This is a genomic window from Rhodococcus sp. IEGM 1408, from assembly GCF_033142235.1.
Lineage (GTDB): Bacteria > Actinomycetota > Actinomycetes > Mycobacteriales > Mycobacteriaceae > Dietzia.
In genome coordinates this window covers 1-15,658 of sequence record NZ_JAWLRW010000022.1, presented here as the reverse complement: position 1 = coordinate 15,658, position 15,658 = coordinate 1, and the positions used below count along the sequence as shown (strand labels likewise).

Sequence of the window (15,658 nt, the reverse complement as noted above, 5' to 3'; positions counted from 1 at the left end):
CATCGACTACGACGACAAGTCGGCCACTGTTCCGATCGCCACCGGAGACCAGGACCTCACCTGCCTGACCACCATGAAACTCATCTGACAACCCACTGCCCGCATCAACACCCCCGCCGGGTCGCGGCCACCGACCGGCAGGGAAGGAGGTGCGTCACGCATGGACCACAGCACAGCCAGTCAGAGGTACGCACCGGTCGCCCAGCCCCACCGCTGAAGCTACGGCTGCCCGAATATCATTCAGTGATCACGTCAGGGCACGCACGAGTCGGAAAGCGGACAATCTGTTGAGTAAGAACCTGAAACTCTCGCTAGCGCTGATCACGGCTGCTCTGGTCGTCCTGGTTGTGGCCTTACTGGCTGCCGGGAACGATTCCGGCTCCGAGCAGGCACGTCCCGATGACAGTCCGGGCACCGGAGTGTTGGTGCGTGAGGACAGTCCCCGGCTATCTGACGGCGGTGACGCCGTCTTCGTTGAGTTCCTCGATTTCGAATGCGAAGCCTGCATCGCGCTCTATCCGACAATTGAGGACCTCCGAGAGAGGTACGGGGACCGGGTGACGTTCGTGGTGCGCCACATGCCCCTGCACGACAACTCTATGGCGGCGGCCTTGGCCGCCGAGGCCGCCGCCGAGCAAGGCCAGTTCGAGGCCATGTACCGCAAACTGTTTGACACACCCGAGCAGTGGGGCCACCAACAGACCCCGCAAATGGACACATTCTTCGGCTATGCCGAGGAACTGGGGTTAGATATGGATCGCTTCGAGAGCGCATACAACGACCCGGCCACCCTCGAGCGCATCGAACGGGGCTGATGCACGGTTAGGTGACAGGGTTAGTCACGCGGCCTGAGGGGCCTCGTGGTTGATGATGGTCTCGAATTCAATGGGGGTCAATCTGCCGAGGCGGTCCTGTCGTCTGCGGCGGTGGTAGGTCCGTTCGATCCAGTGCACGATGGCGGCCCGCAGTTCGTCTCTGCTGGCCCAGGATCGACGGTCGAGGACGTTGTTCTGCAGCAGCGAAAAGAAGCTCTCCATGGCCGCGTTGTCCCCAGCAGCCCCGACCCTGCCCATCGACCCGAACATGCTGTGTCGGGTGATGGCCTTCTGCATTTTCTTCGAGCGAAATTGCGATCCTCTATCGCTGTGCAGGATGCAGCCGGTCACGTTGCCCCGCCTGGCGACGGCACTGTTCAAAGCGGCCACGGCCAGGCGGGACTTCATCCTGGAGTCGATCGAATACCCGACGATGCGGCCTGAGTAGACGTCCTTGATCGCGCATAAGTACAGCTTCCCTTCGGCCGTCCAGTGCTCGGTGATGTCGGTCAGCCACAGCTCGTTGGGACCGACCGCGGTGAAGTCTCGCTTGACGAGATCGTCATGCACGGGCGGGCCGGCCTTGCGATGCTTGCCGCGGTCCTTCTTGCTGATGGTGCTGGTCCAGCCGCCGGTGGAGCAGATTCGCCAGGCGGTGCGGCGGCACATCTTCTCGCCTGCGTTCTCGGCTTCGTCGGCGAGGTAGCGGTAGCCGAATTCCGGGTCCTCACGGTGGGCGTCGTACAAGGCGTTGGCCCGGTACGCTTCGGCGAGTTCGGCATCGGTGACCGGGCACTTGAGCCACCGGTAGTAGGGCTGACGAGCGATTCCAAGTACCCGGCACGCCACCGTGACGGGGATGCCGTCAGCGGCGAGCTCGCTCACGAGCGGGTACCACCTTTTCCCGGCAGATTCGCCTGGGACAGGTAGGCAGCAGCGCGGCGCAGAACCTCGTTCTCCTGCTCTAGCAGCCGCACACGACGTTTGGCTTCCCGCAGTTCCTGGGATGCCGCGGCGGTCGTGCCGGGCTTGATCCCGGCTTCTACGTCGGTCTTACGAATCCACTTCTGCAACGTCATGGGGTGGATCCCGAAGTCGGCGGCGATCTGCTCGAGCGTCACACCGTCTTCGCGGTTCTGGGCGACGCGGACGACGTCGTCGCGGAACTCCTGGGGGTAAGGCTTGGGCACAGCTGGCATCCTTCCAGGCCCGCCCCGCAGGGCAAGTCAGATCAGATGTCACCTACTCGTGCACCAGGCCCAACAGAGCAAACAAGACGGTCAGAGCCTCGGGGTCAGTGGCACGCCGACCTTCTTCCTAGACGGGGAGCGTCTCGAGCCGACCAGCGTCACCGATCTCGAGAACAGCATCAATGCTGCCCTCGGATAGTTCTGCCCCGGTCGCACACTCCACCCACGCCGGCCCGGATCAGTACCCCCACCGCAGGCTCGCGATGTTGCTGATCGCGGGTGGGCTCATCGGCCTGGTCGCGGCGGTCGTGCTGCTGGTGGAGAAGATCGCACTGATCGAGAACCCGGGCTACGTCCCGTCCTGCAGCATCAACCCCGTCCTGTCCTGCGGGTCGGTGATGACCACCGCGCAGGCCGAGGCCTTCGGCATCCCCAATCCGATCATCGGCATCGCCGGATTCGCCGCCACCACGGCCCTGGGTACCGCGCTCCTGGCCGGGGGAGCATTTCAACGCTGGCTGTGGGCCAGCATCCAAGTAGGCGTCACCTTCGCGGTGGTGTTCATCCACTGGCTCATCTACCAAAGCTTGTACAGCATCGGTGCCCTGTGCCCGTACTGCATGATCGTCTGGGCGGTAACCATTCCGATCTTCTGGTACTGCACCCTGTGCAATCTTCAGCCACTACGCCACAGCGGGTCGGCGGGCCTCGCGCGCATCATCGCCGCAGTTACCGAATACCGAGGCGCGATACTTACCGCCTGGTACCTACTTGTTCTGCTGCTCATCACGCACCGCTTCTGGGAATACTGGATCACCCTCGTCTAGCAACGCTCACCCGAGCAGCACACGACTGTCCCGAACCAATCTTCGACCAACTGGGGGCGGCGCATCACAGCCCTGCGAAGACTCTCCTGGATCAGAGCAACGCGGGCCGTCGCTCAGACCCGCCCCCGACCCTTGTTCCACTCCGTGTACAGCTGTCGCGGTGGTCCAGACGATTAGACGTCGAAGCGGTTGCCTCGACGCCAGCTGCGTCGTTGTTCGGACGCGAACCGATCACCGTAGCGATCGCGCATGGCTGCCGCCACGAGCTGATCCGAGTCCGCGGCCTCGTCTGGTGTCCCCTCATCTCCTCCCGTGGTCGTGGGAACACCCGACGGGGCCGGTAATGATGCGGTGGCGTCCTCGCCGGGACCAGCTGCCCGGTTCCCGCCCTGTGGCCGCGCCTCGGCGGCATCGTTGTCCTCGTCGTCCAGACGGCGGCGCTGGCGTAGCTCACTCCACACGAAGTAGACCAGTCCGAGGGGAGCGACGACTCCGAAGGTCATCCACTGCAGGCCGTACGACAAGTACGGGCCCGACTCCACGGACGGCACTGGCATCGGCTCGAGCGATCCGGGCTGCCCACTTGCGAGCTGGAGGTAATAGGGCGTCAGGTCGGTGCCGAGGAGGTCCCCGATGGCGGGGGGGTCGATGTTGCGCACCATGTTCCAATCGTGCAGAACGATGGGTTGGGCGGGAGCATTCATCGGGATTCTGAGGCGGGCGGTGATGGTCAGCTGGCCCGTCGGCGCGGACGGGAAGTCCGGGACGGCGTTGTTGTCGCCGACGCGGACCCATCCGCGGTTGACGAGCAGGGTGTCGCTGTCGGTGCGGAACGCGCTAAGTGTCTGGTACACGAGTTTTCCGTCGACGGACTGCATCCGCAACAGGACATCCTCCGTGGGCAGGTAACTCCCGCGCGCGGTAACCAGATGCCATTCGGAGGCACCTAGAGGTCCGTCGCGCCGGATCACTTCGTCCAGCGGAATCGGCCCTGCCACGCTGCTCTCAACGAGCTGGTCGTTGCGTGCCTCGAGATCCTCGTACTTGTTCAACTGCCAGGGGGCAAGCATCGTGAAGCACAGGTAGACGAAGATGCCCACAAACAGAAGGCTGATCAACCATCCCGGTTTGACCATGCGAGAGATCCGTTTCACCTGCCAAACAGTAATCGTGCCGACTGTCCGATCACCCCCCGCATCACCACAGCGTCGGGAGCCGGTCGCACGGGCCGGCTGGAGAGCTGGAGCTGGCCGGGGGTCTGCCCTCATCCGACGAGATTCCCCAGAGAAATCTGTCGCGACACCGGCCCGGAATTTGGCAAGCACCAGCACGCCCCCGCGGTGCGGCGGCCGGCATACCCGAAGTGGACGGTGCTAGACGAGCACTCCTTGTGCTGCGAGCCACGGCACCGGGTCGACCCACTGGCCGGCGGCGTCTTGCACGCGGAAGTGCAGGTGAGGACCGGTGGAGTCTCCGCGGTTGCCGACGGTTCCGATCACTTCACCGGCAGTGACCCGCTGCCCGACGCTGACGTAGTTCTGGTCATTGTGGCCGTACTCCAGCAGCTCGCCGTCATCGGTGCGGATGCGGATCCAGATGCCGTACCCGGCGGCGGGGCCAGCGGCTTCCACAACGCCGCTCTTGGCCGCGTGGAGCGGGGTACCGATGGGCGCTCCGAAGTCGGTGCCGTTATGGAAACTGCCCCAACGCGAGCCGAACCCCGAGGTGATCGCGCCCGCGGTCGGGGCATACGCACCCCCGATCTGCGGGATACTGCCTTCGCCGAGGGAGCCGAGCCCAAGCCCGGCGGCGTACTGCCGGACCTCACTTGGGGCGACACCGAACTGGTCCCCGATCCTCTGAATCTCGGCGGGGTCGATGCCGAACTGCTCGGCCGCGGCCTGGATCGCCCCGACGATCTGAGCCTGATCGATCGCGGCTGGTTGAGCGGCGGCGGCTGGCGCGAAAGCCAGACCAAGGCCGCCCGAGAGGGCTACGCCGACGACGGCGCTACCAACAAACCGCGACACCGTCGTGTTTTCGCTGGCCACACGATGGCGACCGCCGGCCAACGTCCCGCTGCGCACGCCCAAACGCTCGGTGAGCTCTGCGACGGTCACGGGCCGGGTGGAGTCGGTCATGGGCTGTCTCCATCGTTCGGGGTGATGTGTTCCCGCGAGGTCTATGCGATGCGGGTGACCGAGGTCCTCGGCAACACGACCGAATATAACAACTCGGTATCGATCGTGTCACTCTTAACGCGTAATCCGTGACCGTGATCAGCCCCAGCGCGGGGGCCCAGGCCCCGCGAGAGAATGCGTTCTCCCGATCAGGGAGAAGTCCTCCGCGCCCGGAACGCTCAGCAGCGGCCTCACCCCGGGCGAAAGACCCGGCCCCTCACTGGTTCTCCGCGTGACGATCGTCACGGGCGCACAGCCACCTTGCGACCCCGCGTGGTCAGCCACTACCTTTAACGGGGATCAGGTCACGAAACGATCACGGTTAGACGACGGGATGCGGGCGACGGTGGAGAAGCGAGCAGGACCTAGGCACGCCTCTCAGATCGGCAGCCCCCCGCGGCGGCGCCGCGGGGCCCATCGCCGGCCGTCGCCGAACAACCATCGGAGCATCGCCGCGGTCGTGGCTCTGGCCGCGGGTGCCTCTATTGCCGCGGCGGCTCCCGTCAGTGATCAGCGGATCGTCCTCCTCGCGACCGACGAGCACCCGACCGGTAGTGCCGATGACGCACACTCCAAAGATGCCCAGGCCGCCACCCCCTCGGCTCCGCTCCCACTCACCTCCGATGAGACGAACGTGTTAGGCGAGCCGGGGCCCGCCGCCGCGGGTTTCGTCGGCAGTTTGCAGAGGGGCACCGAACTCAACTACCAGCGTGAGATCGCCGAAGAGCTGGCGCGGCGCCCCCACGTGGCCCTCCCGGCAGTGGGCATCTCAACGTCCTCCTTCGGCCCCCGGTGGGGCACGTCCCATTCGGGTCTCGATGTCGCCAACGCCATCGGCACGCCGCTGTTCGCCGCGACCGATGGAGTCGTCATCGATTCAGGTCCGGCCTCCGGTTTCGGCATCTGGATTCGGATCATGTCGCCGGACGGTTTCATGACCGTCTATGGCCACAATGAGAGCAATACAGTTCAGGTCGGTGACACTGTCGTCGCTGGTCAGCAAATCGGCGTGATGGGCAACCGCGGCTTTTCTACCGGCCCACATGTGCACTTCGAGGTATGGGCCGACGGCGGTTCACGAGCTGTCGATCCCTCGGCGTGGCTGGCAGAACGGGGCATCATGGTCAACTCGGGGTCAAACAGCAGCGCCCTATGACGCCTGAACTCTGACAGTGCGGGCTGCCGACGAGGCCCTGCTCTCCCGGTCTCCCGCGGTTGTACTGGGCTTTAGCTGTGACGAACAACTGACAAGACGACGCCCACCGGCACACTCACGGCGAGGGTGGCGATGACGATCCGGTAGAGCACGAGACACCACGTACGCGTGTGCAGCCGGCGCACGGTGGCCAGGAACAACGTGAGCGATATCAGCAACAGCACACCGCCCGCGGCCACCGCGACCACGGAGCCGGTCAGGGTGCCACCGAGTACCGCACCATTGGCCAGGTTGTAGGCGAGGAGCTGGACAACACGCAGGCGACCGAACAGTGTGCCGCCAGTAAGCAGTGCCTGCCCGACGCCCAGCCCTACCTGGGCCACCCCCGCCACCAGCACCAGGTAGGCCGCCACCCAGGAACCCTCATCGAAACCGCTGGGACCGGTGACCGCGGCAACAAGGCCGCCCGCGATGATGGCGGTGAGGCCGACGAACACAAAGTCTCGCATCGCCCGCCAGTGCGAGCGTGTGAACTCGGCCTGATTACCTGCGCTGTGACTCAGTTCGTCGCCCATTCTCGATTCCCCTTCGTCGTGACGGTGTCGCGTCCTGGTAGCGGGCTTGCTCGCCACTGAGGTGGAGACCACCGGGTCGTCGCACCCGCCGACTGGCGGGGACCCGCTTGTCCCCTACTTCCGGTCGGTCTGGGACATCTCGCGGAGCATGTCGTTATAGGCCTTGAGCTCGGCGTCGTCGTCGCGCTCGGCCTGCCGCTCCCCGCGCCGCGCCTCACGCATGTCGGTCTGGAACCACTGCCAGGCCAGGGCGAGCATGACGATGAACAGCGGGATCTCCCCCGCCGCCCACGCGACCCCGCCTCCGACCTGCTGGCTCTGCAGCAGATCCGGGACCCAGGGCAGCCCGATCCCGCCGTACCAGTTCTCGGCCAGCACGGTCTTGTAGTTCATGAGCATGATGCCGAAGAAGGCGTGGAACGGCAACGAACCGAGCAGCACCATGAGCTTGTAGAAGGGCGAGAAGTGCCGCGGCGCCGCATCGACGCCGATGATCACCCAGTAGAAGAGGTAGCCACTGATGAGGAAGTGCACGTTCATGAACATGTGACCCAGGTGCTCGGACGCCAGGGTCTCGTAGAACCCCCCGAAGTAGACAAGATAGAAACCGGCCACGAACTGCACCGAGGCGACGATCGGGTGGGTGAGGAATCGGGAGAGCGGGTTGTTGATGAACTCCACGATCCACTCGCGCGGACCCGGCGGGTTACCGCGGCCCGCCGCCGGGAGCGCACGCAGTGCCAGCGTCAACGGCCCGCCCAGGGCGAGCAGGACCGGGACGAGCATCGAGATGAGCATGTGCCCAACCATGTGGCTGGCAAAGTCGGCCATCATGTACATCCCCATACCGGAGCTGGTGGTCAGGAACAGCAGCACGCAGCCCAGCACCCACGCCACGGTCCGGCCCACCGGCCAGGAGTCACCGCGCCGGTACAGGGTGATCAGCCCCCACACGTAGAGCCCCAGCAGGATCACCGAGGCCAGACCTAAGACTAGGTCGAAGCGCCACAGACCGAACACCGTCTCGAAGGAGAACGGCCCCGGCAGTTCGAAACCCAACAGCGACTCCTGCCGGGTGGGCACGTAGAGCGGTGCCGGCGGCGGGGTGCGGCCGAGGGAGACCGACAGGCCCAGGGTGCCCGCCATGATCACCGTCTCGACCAATCCGATGCGCAGCAGCGTTCCGCGGTCCACCGGGGCGTCTGCCGACGCTCCCTCGATGCGATTGATGATGCGCCGGCGCACCGCCAGCCCGAACACCGCGAGCAGTGCCAGGCACAACGCTTTGGCCACAATCAGCAGCCCGTAGGTCGAGGTCAGCAGGTCGGCGGGGTGCAGACGGACCAGCCCGTTGATGATCCCGGTCAGCCCTAGCGCGACGATCGCCACCGTGGCCACCACCGAATAGCGGCGCAGGGCCAGGGCCACCCGTGCCCCGCCGCGCATCGCGTGGGCGAGCACCGCGACGAGCCCACCGACGTAGAACGCGGCAGCGAACAGGTGGATGATCAGCGAGTTGGCGGCGATGTCGTGGGCGGTGCCGCCCGAGGCGTGGCCCGTCGCGGCAACGGGCAGGAGCGAGAGCACGGTGACGCCCAGCCAGATGACCGACCAGCGCCAGCTCACGGTGAGCCGCTGACCGATCCCGGCGACCAGTGCAATGATCGCGGCCCAGCGCCACGAGGACGCCACCTCGATCTGAGTGATCGCCACGATCCACTGGTCCGGCGGCAGGGACTGCCAGAGCGTGCGCCCGGACACATCCGACAGGGTCAGCGGGATGAGCAGGGCCGCGGCGATCGCCCACGCGATGTTGACCCACGAGGAGATTCGCTGCGCTCGGTAGCCGTCCACGTCGAGGGTCTTGTCCTTCTGCGGCGGGGTGAAGAACGCGGCGAACAGCGCCATTCCCACCGCCACCGATGCCAGCAGCTCGGCGATCGCGCGGACCGCTGGGAGTCCCGCGGTGGTGAGCAGGCCCGGGTCCGGGACGCCGAGGAGCTCGAGCGCCAGGTCCGTGGACATCCGCGAGAGCGGGACCACCACACCTGCCGCCACGACCGCGAGCAGCACCACGACCGGCACCACACCGCGGGTACGCAGCGGTCTGACGGTGGCGGAAGCCTTGGACGAGGGTGCCTTCGACGACGGCGACATGATCACTATCGTAGGAAGCGGGTATCCCGGGGTCCGATTCGCGCCTGCTCTGCGCACCCCCGTGATCGGCGACGTTTCATGCGGGCCGTCCACCTGCCGGCGAACTACCGGACCTGCTCGCATGCGCCCACTCGGCCGCCGCTCTTTCGGACTCCGGGTCCCAGCTGAGCCGAAAGCAGTCTCGGGTTCGGGCGGTGACGACGTTGGTCGGCAAGCCTTGCCGAGGCCTTCAGGGTCGTACGTTCACCCCGTATTGGTGGCCGTCTCCGCGCCCGCCGATCCCTTCATCACCGCCACGCCGAGCCAGTCCGTTGGCTGGGCACCCACTACCCATCGTGCAGAAATGTGAACCGTTCATCTGGCGGCTCGTTGCGGGTCAAGCGTGTCGGACTGCGGGAGATTCACGGTCACGCACGGCGGCGGTCTCCAGTTGAATGGTGGCATGGTCGAAGGAGACGGGGAAATGCTCCTTGACGCAAGTGAGGATCTCCTCCAGGATCTGCGGTGCGTGACCGGATTCGAAGCACTGATCATCGATCACGACATGCGCGGAGATAACTGGCAGGCCGGTCCCAATCATGGATGCGTGCAAGTCGTGCACGTCCCGAACATGGTCCAGTTCCAGTATGTGATCTCGGACCTCATCCAGGTCGAGCCCCGTAGGCGCGTACTCCATCAGCACCCGAACCGTCTGCCTCAGTAGCGTGAACGCGCGCGGGATGATCAGAGCGGCGATGAATAGCGCGGCAATGGTGTCGGCTTGCTGGAAGCCGGTGGTGTTGATGACGATCGCCGCGACGATCACCCCCACCGACCCCAGAGCGTCGTTGAGCACCTCCAGAAATGCCGCCCGCATGTTGAAGTTGTCGCCTCGCCTGGAGGCCAGCACCGCAATGGCGGCGATATTGGCGACCAGGCCGATTACGCCGAACACCAGCAGCTCGGTGCCGGGCACGTCCGCTGGCTCGAAGAGTCTGCGGACGCCTTCGATCGCGGCATAGCTACCGACGACGATCAGCAGGACAGCTTGCCCTAGTGCGGCGATGACTTCGATCCGGGCGAATCCCCAGGTCCGCTTACTGCTGGGTGGACGCAGCATCATCGTCGCGGCAATGACCGCAACCAGCAATCCCGACGCATCGGCCAATGCATGAGCGGTATCGGTCAACAATGCGAGACTGCCAGTGACCACGCTGCCCGCCGCTTGGGCCACCACGATGATCGCGGTGATGCCGAACGCGATTAGCAGCCGACGACGCGTCCCGCGATCGGCCTGGGGAGAGGTACTTCCATGGTCGTGACCGTGGCTATGCCCCATCCTGACTCACTCCTGCCCGAGGTTCAGGTCGTGGTGGTCCTGGTGATCGCGCAGCGACGGCGAGACCCCGGACGCACTCAACAGCGCATCGGCAGCTTCCACCAGGTCCGCCAGCCGGGCCGGCTCAGCCAGCGAGAACCACGAGGAGCGCCCCTCGATCCGCATTCTGACCAACCCGCAATCCCGCAGGCAAGCCAGGTGCTTGCTCACCGTGGACTGTGCCAGATGCATGTGATCGACCAGATCCCGAACCCGATGCTCACCACTGACCAGATGCTCCAACAACGCCAGTCGAGTTGGTTCCGCCAGAGCATGGAACAACGCTGCATAGGTGTTTCGATCCTCGAACGTCACTGAATCGGGCACCCCATCATTGATCGCCATATAGCGATGTTAGCACTAACGAGCGATAAGTTCGGACTGGTCTCGGCCATCGATGTACGCATGGTTCTTGGCTCAGTCGTGCCTGGCAGCTGATGCCCTCCCGTCGATGCCGGGGCGCAGCGCAAGGCCGTCCGGTCGATACCGAGTTGCTGTGATGGTTGCCGTCGTTTTTTCCGATGGTGTGCGGCGCGGGACACGCGGGCACAGGGTCAATGAGGGAGCGGTGCTGGCTGGTGCGTGTGCCGACTGTCGTCGCGGTCGGCAGTTTTTGTGCTCGGGGGTCGCTCGAGCTGCCTGGTGCGTGCGGCGCGCAGGCCATTGAGTATGACGAAGACTTCGGCGACCTCGTGGACCAGGACGACGGCTGCGAGTCCCAGAATTCCGGTGATCGCCAGTGGAAGCAGAACGACGATGATCGCCAAGGACAGGATGATGTTCTGATTGATGACGCGACGACCGCGGCGGGCGTGGTCTATGGCGCGCGGGATCAGTCGCAAGTCATCGCCGGTGAATGCGACATCCGCCGACTCGACCGCTGCGTCGGAGCCGGTGGCCCCCATGGCGATTCCGATGTCGGCCGAGGCGAGCGCGGGGGCGTCGTTGACACCGTCTCCGATCATCGCCACTGGCCCCCGGCCGTCGGCACGCAACTCGGCGATTGCCTGAGCCTTGTCCTGGGGACGAAGCTCGGAACGCACGTCAGTGATCCCCGCCTCGGCGGCCAGTGCATCAGCGGTGCGGGCGTTGTCGCCGGTAAGCATCGTCACGCCCATACCCCTCGCCGCCAGCGACGCCATGGCCTCGCTGGCCTCTGGACGCAGCTCGTCGCGCACCCCGATGGCCCCGACCGGGTGGTCGTCGCGGTGGACGACCACCACGGTGATGCCGCGGCCCTCCATCGCGTGAACGTGATCTGCGAGAGGACCCGGGTCGAGCCAGCGCGGGCTGCCGACGGCGATGTGCGCGCCATCGATAAGGCCGGCGATTCCCGCGCCGGCGGACTCGGTGACCTCCGATGCGGCGGGGACCTCGGTAGCTGCGGCGGTGATCGCTGCGGCCAGCGGGTGGGTGCTGTGGGTTTCCAGAGCGGCCGCCCAGCTCAGGACCTCGTCCTGGGCAGCGCTGCCAGTGGTGAGGACCTGCGTGACGGTGGGCTGGTTTCGGGTCAAGGTTCCGGTCTTGTCCACTGCCACATGCCGGAGGTAGCCCATGCGCTCGAACGCGGCACCCGATTTGATGATCACCCCGAACTTGCTGGCCGCACCGATCGCGGAGACGACCGTGATCGGCACCGAGATCGCCAGTGCGCACGGCGAAGCGGCGACCAGTACCACCAGTGCTCGCTCGATCCACAGTCCAGAATCTCCGAAGATCGAGCCGATCAGGGCGACCAGAGCAGCCAGGATGAGAACACCCGGCACCAGCGGGCGGGCCAGGCGGTCGGCGATACGTGCCCGCTCCCCCTTCTCTGTCTGTGCCTGCTCAACCAGTTCGACCACTGTGGTCAAGGAATTGTCTGTCCCCGCGGCGGTGGCCTCGACCTCCAGGACGCCGGAGGTGTTGATCGAGCCGGCCAACACCGCGTCACCGGGCCCGACCTCGACGGGAATGGATTCACCCGTGATCGCCGAGACATCCAGGCTGCTCTGCCCGACACGAACGATCCCGTCGGTGGCCAGGCGTTCGCCGGCGGCCAGACGGAGCACGTCGCCGCGCTCCAGAGACTCGACGGGCACGGTGCGGGCGGCACCGGTGGCGCCGAGGATGGTGGCACTGGTGGGAATCAGGGCCAACAGGGCCCGCAAGCCCGAGCGGGCCTTGTCCATCGCCCGATCTTCCAGCGCCTCGACGATGGAGTACAAGAAGGCCAGAGCGGCGGCCTCCTCGACAAACCCGAGCGCGACCGCACCGGCGGCGCTAATCGTCATCAGCAGCCCGATACTCAACCGACCCCGGACGAGCAGACCCCGCACCGCACCTGGAACGAACTGCGAGGCGCCCAGAAGGAGAGCTGTCCAGAACAGCCACGCCGCCGCAGCCTCCGCCCCGGGGCCGTCGGCGAACCACTCCAGGATCAAACCCAGCAGCAGGGTCAGGCCAGAGAACACCGGGATGAGGACTGCACCGTTGCGCAACCACGAAGCGGACTCGTCAGGGCTGGTCACCGGCCCGGCCGGCTCACAACCACACGCGGACGTTGTCACCGCCGACCCCCTTCCGAACTGCAGCAACCCTCGACCGGACACTGCATGTCCAGACAGGGTGCGTTCTCGTCAACGGCCAAAGTCGTCTCGACCAAGGCGTTCAACGCGCGTGCCAGATGGCCGTCGACGATCTCGTACCGATTCTGTCGACCCTCAAGTTCAACCACGACGATCCCGCAATCCCTGAGACAGGCGAGATGATTCGACACATTCGAACGCGTCAACCCCAGCTCCTGGGCAATCTCGGCGGGATACACCGGCCCATCCAGCAGCCTCATGAGAATTCGAGAACGAGTCGGGTCAGCCATCGCACGACCGAGTCGGTTCATCACACCTTGACGCGAAGAAACAGTCAGCATGCACTGAATAGTACAGGATTCAGTGAACTGTCCCTGGCGGTGTCACCCGCACATCGAAAGACGGCGAAACCACAAGGCCAACACAGCCAATGGGCGCAGGTGTGCCGGCCCACCCCCGGAACCCACCCACTTGCCGCGCCGTTCTGGGGCGTTTAACAGGGCGAATATTGGCTATGGCACGATCGGACAGCGGGACCATCTCGCCAGTACCGGTCACGTCACTGGCGTTCGAGAGAGCCACCCCATGCGGCACCGCCGGTTCGGAGCCGAGGGGCCATGACCCGTCGCAGACCGGAGTGAAAAGCATGGGCAGTATCCGAGCAATCGGTTTCCGCGCGCGCCTCTGGGCGGCCCTGTGTGCGGGCACCTTAGTCCTCTCCGGTTGTGGCAGTGGCACCGACGCGGTCGCGCAGGGCAGCACGTTTGAATTCGTCAGTCCAGATGGACAGCTGGAGATCCACTACCCCGAGGAAGAACGGAAACCGGTTGCCGAACTCGCCGGCCCGGATCTGCTTGACCCAGACCAGACCATCGGGCTCGCTGACTACAAAGGCGAGGTGGTGATCCTCAATACGTGGGGCCAATGGTGTGGGCCTTGCCGCACAGAGGTCGACGATCTTCAGCGCCTTCAAGAGGAGTTCGAACCCCAGGGCGCCACCGTCCTCGGAATCAACGTGCGTGATCCCAATCGCGACAAGCCGGTCGACTTCGTGCGCGACAACGGCCTTACCTACCCGTCGATCTGGGACCCGACCAACGCGACCGTAGGTGCACTCCGAGGCTTTCCCACCTCGATCGTGCCGACAACCCTCGTGCTTGACCGGCAACACCGGGTGGCCGCCGTGTATCTGGCGGCCGTCACCGATTACCAACTTCGGGACGTCATCGCCGGACTGGTGGCCGACGACGAGAGTGCCACGCCGTGACGAACGTTGCCGACCTCGTCTTCGCCGCCGCCATGCCGCCGATGGACGGCCTGGTGCTCGCGCAGGGTATCGGCTCCGCCTTCCAACAGACAGCGGCCAGCGGACCCCTTGCGCGCCTCTCCTCGGCGGAGTCTTCGCACTCGGATGGACACCCTGCCTCGGACCAACGCTCGCCGCCGCACTGTCCGTCGCCGCCGGAAGCGGCTTTAGCGGCACGCGCGGCGTCATGCTCATCGTCGCCTACTGCCTCGGACTGGGGCTGCCATTCATCCTCGTCGCCTGGAGTTCCACCTGGGCAATCCGAACCGTCGGCTGGCTACAACGCAACACTCGACGAATCCAGATCATCGGCGGCCTCCTACTCATCGCAGTGGGCATAGCACTGTTCAGTGGCGTGTGGGCACTCTTCATCAGCTGGCTTCGGGACTTCGCAATCACCGGCACGACGCTGCCGATCTAGCCTTTCCTGCGGGACGCTTCCGGAGCCAACTTGATTCACCAGGACACCAGTGTCCGAAAACCCGTATCGACTTCTATCGACACCTCGACGCCGGGCCGACCACCAGCGGAATCGGCGCCGAGGCTTGCCAGGAATGTGAATGGGCCTGATATCTCCATTTGGTGCATAATGCCACTCAGGATTGACGGCATCACTATAGGGGGAAGCAATGGCACAGCATTTTCAGATGCGGTACATCGACGATATCGACGGCTCTGACCTGGGCAACGAGGCGAACACTCTCTTCTTCGCCTTCGATGGAAAAGAATATTCGATCGACCTCAGCGACGAGAACGCTGACACATTCCGTGAGCTCATGGCGCCGTACATCGAGGCCGGCCATCGGGTGACCGGAAAGTCCAAGACTGCACGCAAGGCCACGACCAAGACCGCATCCGGGGACACCAAGGCGATTCGCGAGTGGGCGCGCGACAATGGTCACGACGTCTCTGACCGCGGCCGCATTCCCGCCACGGTGATGGGAGCGTACGCAGCCGCCAACTAGTTCGGCAGCACGGCGCCGGCCACGGTGACCGTTGCCCGGATTGCCGTGCTCGCAAGATGGCCGGGTTCGCTCAGCATCATTTCGGCCGCTAGTGGGATCGTGCGCCAACGTACCCCCACCGAGACCTCGCCAATTGGCCGCTTCGCGCTTGACTCCAGTGGCGTCAAGGATGGCGGTGTCGTCCTCGCCGAGCGAGGCTGTGCACATCCCGGAGACTGTGGGCCTGCGCCGGTAACCAGACGTTATGACAAGCTGGCGGTGTCGAGCTATATCTCGCGCGGACTCGACCCTTCGGGCCGTGATTCGGGTCGTGGGCCATGAGCATTACTGGATGATGCAGGCTCGTTCGGTGGGGGCATGGACACTCCCGATACTTGAACTGGCCTCAGGGTGCGCCCTCAACTTGGACCGTGCTGGCCGAATATCTACCGCTCGTCTATCGGAGGGGCCACCTCACTAGCGAATTCCAGTTTCGCCGAGGCATTCAGGATTAGCCCTCTCGCTTCATCGTGAAATTGCTCCACGGTCCACATATCCTTCATCGCAGTAACCCATCTGAGGTA

The 15,658-nt window shown here is 65.1% G+C and carries 14 protein-coding genes and 1 pseudogene; 6 read left to right on the top strand and 9 right to left on the bottom strand.

From position 1 onward, the window contains the following. Positions 1-287 precede the first annotated feature (287 nt). Positions 288-815 carry a DsbA family protein gene (locus tag R4P08_RS18095; protein ID WP_317815256.1) on the top strand — a complete coding sequence of 176 codons (528 nt, stop codon included), beginning with the start codon at positions 288-290 and terminating at the stop codon, positions 813-815. Between the two features lie 24 nt (positions 816-839). Here R4P08_RS18095 and R4P08_RS18090 read toward each other — a convergent pair. After that, positions 840-2,005 (bottom strand): IS3 family transposase gene (locus R4P08_RS18090; RefSeq protein ID WP_317815255.1). Its coding sequence is split into 2 segments (ribosomal slippage): positions 840-1,718 and positions 1,721-2,005, totalling 1,164 coding nucleotides; the frame shifts between segments, so codons are not numbered across the junction. Between the two features lie 182 nt (positions 2,006-2,187). Here R4P08_RS18090 and R4P08_RS18085 point away from each other — a divergent pair. Next, positions 2,188-2,832: a vitamin K epoxide reductase family protein gene (locus tag R4P08_RS18085; protein ID WP_317815254.1), complete on the top strand. Its 645-nt coding sequence runs from the start codon at positions 2,188-2,190 to the stop codon at positions 2,830-2,832. Positions 2,833-3,005: 173 nt separating this feature from the next. Here R4P08_RS18085 and R4P08_RS18080 read toward each other — a convergent pair whose 3' ends face one another. Both R4P08_RS18080 and R4P08_RS18075 read right to left on the bottom strand, forming a co-directional pair. Further along, on the bottom strand, positions 3,006-3,986 hold the full coding sequence (locus tag R4P08_RS18080; RefSeq protein WP_317815252.1) for an SURF1 family protein: 981 nt from the start codon (positions 3,984-3,986) through the stop codon (positions 3,006-3,008). Between the two features lie 219 nt (positions 3,987-4,205). Further along, a complete protein-coding gene (locus tag R4P08_RS18075; protein ID WP_317815251.1) occupies positions 4,206-4,973 on the bottom strand; it encodes a M23 family metallopeptidase in 768 nt (255 codons plus the stop codon). Positions 4,974-5,472: 499 nt separating this feature from the next. Between R4P08_RS18075 and R4P08_RS18070 the strand changes: the two genes are divergently transcribed. Beyond that, positions 5,473-6,168, top strand: coding sequence for a M23 family metallopeptidase (locus R4P08_RS18070; protein WP_317815250.1), 696 nt, complete (start codon positions 5,473-5,475; stop codon positions 6,166-6,168). 71 nt (positions 6,169-6,239) lie between these two features. Here the strand turns inward: R4P08_RS18070 and R4P08_RS18065 are convergent, their stop codons facing one another. The 6 genes from R4P08_RS18065 to cmtR all read right to left on the bottom strand — a co-directional run bounded on the left by R4P08_RS18065 (position 6,240) and on the right by cmtR (position 13,165). After that, positions 6,240-6,743 carry a hypothetical protein gene (locus R4P08_RS18065; RefSeq protein WP_317815249.1) on the bottom strand — a complete coding sequence of 168 codons (504 nt, stop codon included), beginning with the start codon at positions 6,741-6,743 and terminating at the stop codon, positions 6,240-6,242. A 114-nt stretch (positions 6,744-6,857) separates the two neighbouring features. Then, the gene (locus R4P08_RS18060; protein WP_317815248.1) at positions 6,858-8,900 is read right to left on the bottom strand and encodes a cytochrome c oxidase assembly protein; all 2,043 of its coding nucleotides are present in this window, start codon (positions 8,898-8,900) and stop codon (positions 6,858-6,860) included. A gap of 376 nt (positions 8,901-9,276) precedes the next feature. After that, positions 9,277-10,218 carry a cation diffusion facilitator family transporter gene (locus tag R4P08_RS18055; RefSeq protein ID WP_317815247.1) on the bottom strand — a complete coding sequence of 314 codons (942 nt, stop codon included), beginning with the start codon at positions 10,216-10,218 and terminating at the stop codon, positions 9,277-9,279. A 6-nt stretch (positions 10,219-10,224) separates the two neighbouring features. Then, a complete protein-coding gene (locus R4P08_RS18050; protein ID WP_317815246.1) occupies positions 10,225-10,602 on the bottom strand; it encodes a metalloregulator ArsR/SmtB family transcription factor in 378 nt (125 codons plus the stop codon). Positions 10,603-10,811: 209 nt separating this feature from the next. After that, positions 10,812-12,767 carry a cation-translocating P-type ATPase gene (locus R4P08_RS18045; RefSeq protein WP_317815258.1) on the bottom strand — a complete coding sequence of 652 codons (1,956 nt, stop codon included), beginning with the start codon at positions 12,765-12,767 and terminating at the stop codon, positions 10,812-10,814. Between the two features lie 35 nt (positions 12,768-12,802). After that, positions 12,803-13,165 carry a Cd(II)/Pb(II)-sensing metalloregulatory transcriptional regulator CmtR gene (gene cmtR, locus R4P08_RS18040; protein ID WP_317815245.1) on the bottom strand — a complete coding sequence of 121 codons (363 nt, stop codon included), beginning with the start codon at positions 13,163-13,165 and terminating at the stop codon, positions 12,803-12,805. Between the two features lie 305 nt (positions 13,166-13,470). Between cmtR and R4P08_RS18035 the strand changes: the two genes are divergently transcribed. The 3 genes and pseudogenes from R4P08_RS18035 (at position 13,471) to R4P08_RS18025 (ending at position 15,095) form a co-directional block, all read left to right on the top strand. Then, the gene (locus tag R4P08_RS18035) at positions 13,471-14,091 is read left to right on the top strand and encodes a TlpA disulfide reductase family protein (protein WP_317815244.1); all 621 of its coding nucleotides are present in this window, start codon (positions 13,471-13,473) and stop codon (positions 14,089-14,091) included. 112 nt (positions 14,092-14,203) lie between these two features. Further along, positions 14,204-14,551: pseudogene (locus R4P08_RS18030) on the top strand (cytochrome c biogenesis CcdA family protein); the annotation flags it as partial. Positions 14,552-14,759: 208 nt separating this feature from the next. After that, positions 14,760-15,095, top strand: coding sequence for an Lsr2 family protein (locus R4P08_RS18025; protein ID WP_317815243.1), 336 nt, complete (start codon positions 14,760-14,762; stop codon positions 15,093-15,095). Positions 15,096-15,658 lie beyond the last annotated feature (563 nt).

What these genes read in the sequence shown, in the direction of transcription:
- R4P08_RS18085 (WP_317815254.1), top strand. Translation starts at nt 2,188, where the DNA reads ATGCTGCCCTCGGATAGTTCTGCCCCGGTCGCACACTCCACCCACGCC.
- R4P08_RS18075 (WP_317815251.1), bottom strand. Translation starts at nt 4,973, where the DNA reads ATGACCGACTCCACCCGGCCCGTGACCGTCGCAGAGCTCACCGAGCGT.
- R4P08_RS18065 (WP_317815249.1), bottom strand. Translation starts at nt 6,743, where the DNA reads ATGGGCGACGAACTGAGTCACAGCGCAGGTAATCAGGCCGAGTTCACA.
- R4P08_RS18060 (WP_317815248.1), bottom strand. Translation starts at nt 8,900, where the DNA reads ATGTCGCCGTCGTCGAAGGCACCCTCGTCCAAGGCTTCCGCCACCGTC.
- R4P08_RS18055 (WP_317815247.1), bottom strand. Translation starts at nt 10,218, where the DNA reads ATGGGGCATAGCCACGGTCACGACCATGGAAGTACCTCTCCCCAGGCC.
- R4P08_RS18050 (WP_317815246.1), bottom strand. Translation starts at nt 10,602, where the DNA reads ATGGCGATCAATGATGGGGTGCCCGATTCAGTGACGTTCGAGGATCGA.
- cmtR (WP_317815245.1), bottom strand. Translation starts at nt 13,165, where the DNA reads ATGCTGACTGTTTCTTCGCGTCAAGGTGTGATGAACCGACTCGGTCGT.
- R4P08_RS18035 (WP_317815244.1), top strand. Translation starts at nt 13,471, where the DNA reads ATGGGCAGTATCCGAGCAATCGGTTTCCGCGCGCGCCTCTGGGCGGCC.
- R4P08_RS18025 (WP_317815243.1), top strand. Translation starts at nt 14,760, where the DNA reads ATGGCACAGCATTTTCAGATGCGGTACATCGACGATATCGACGGCTCT.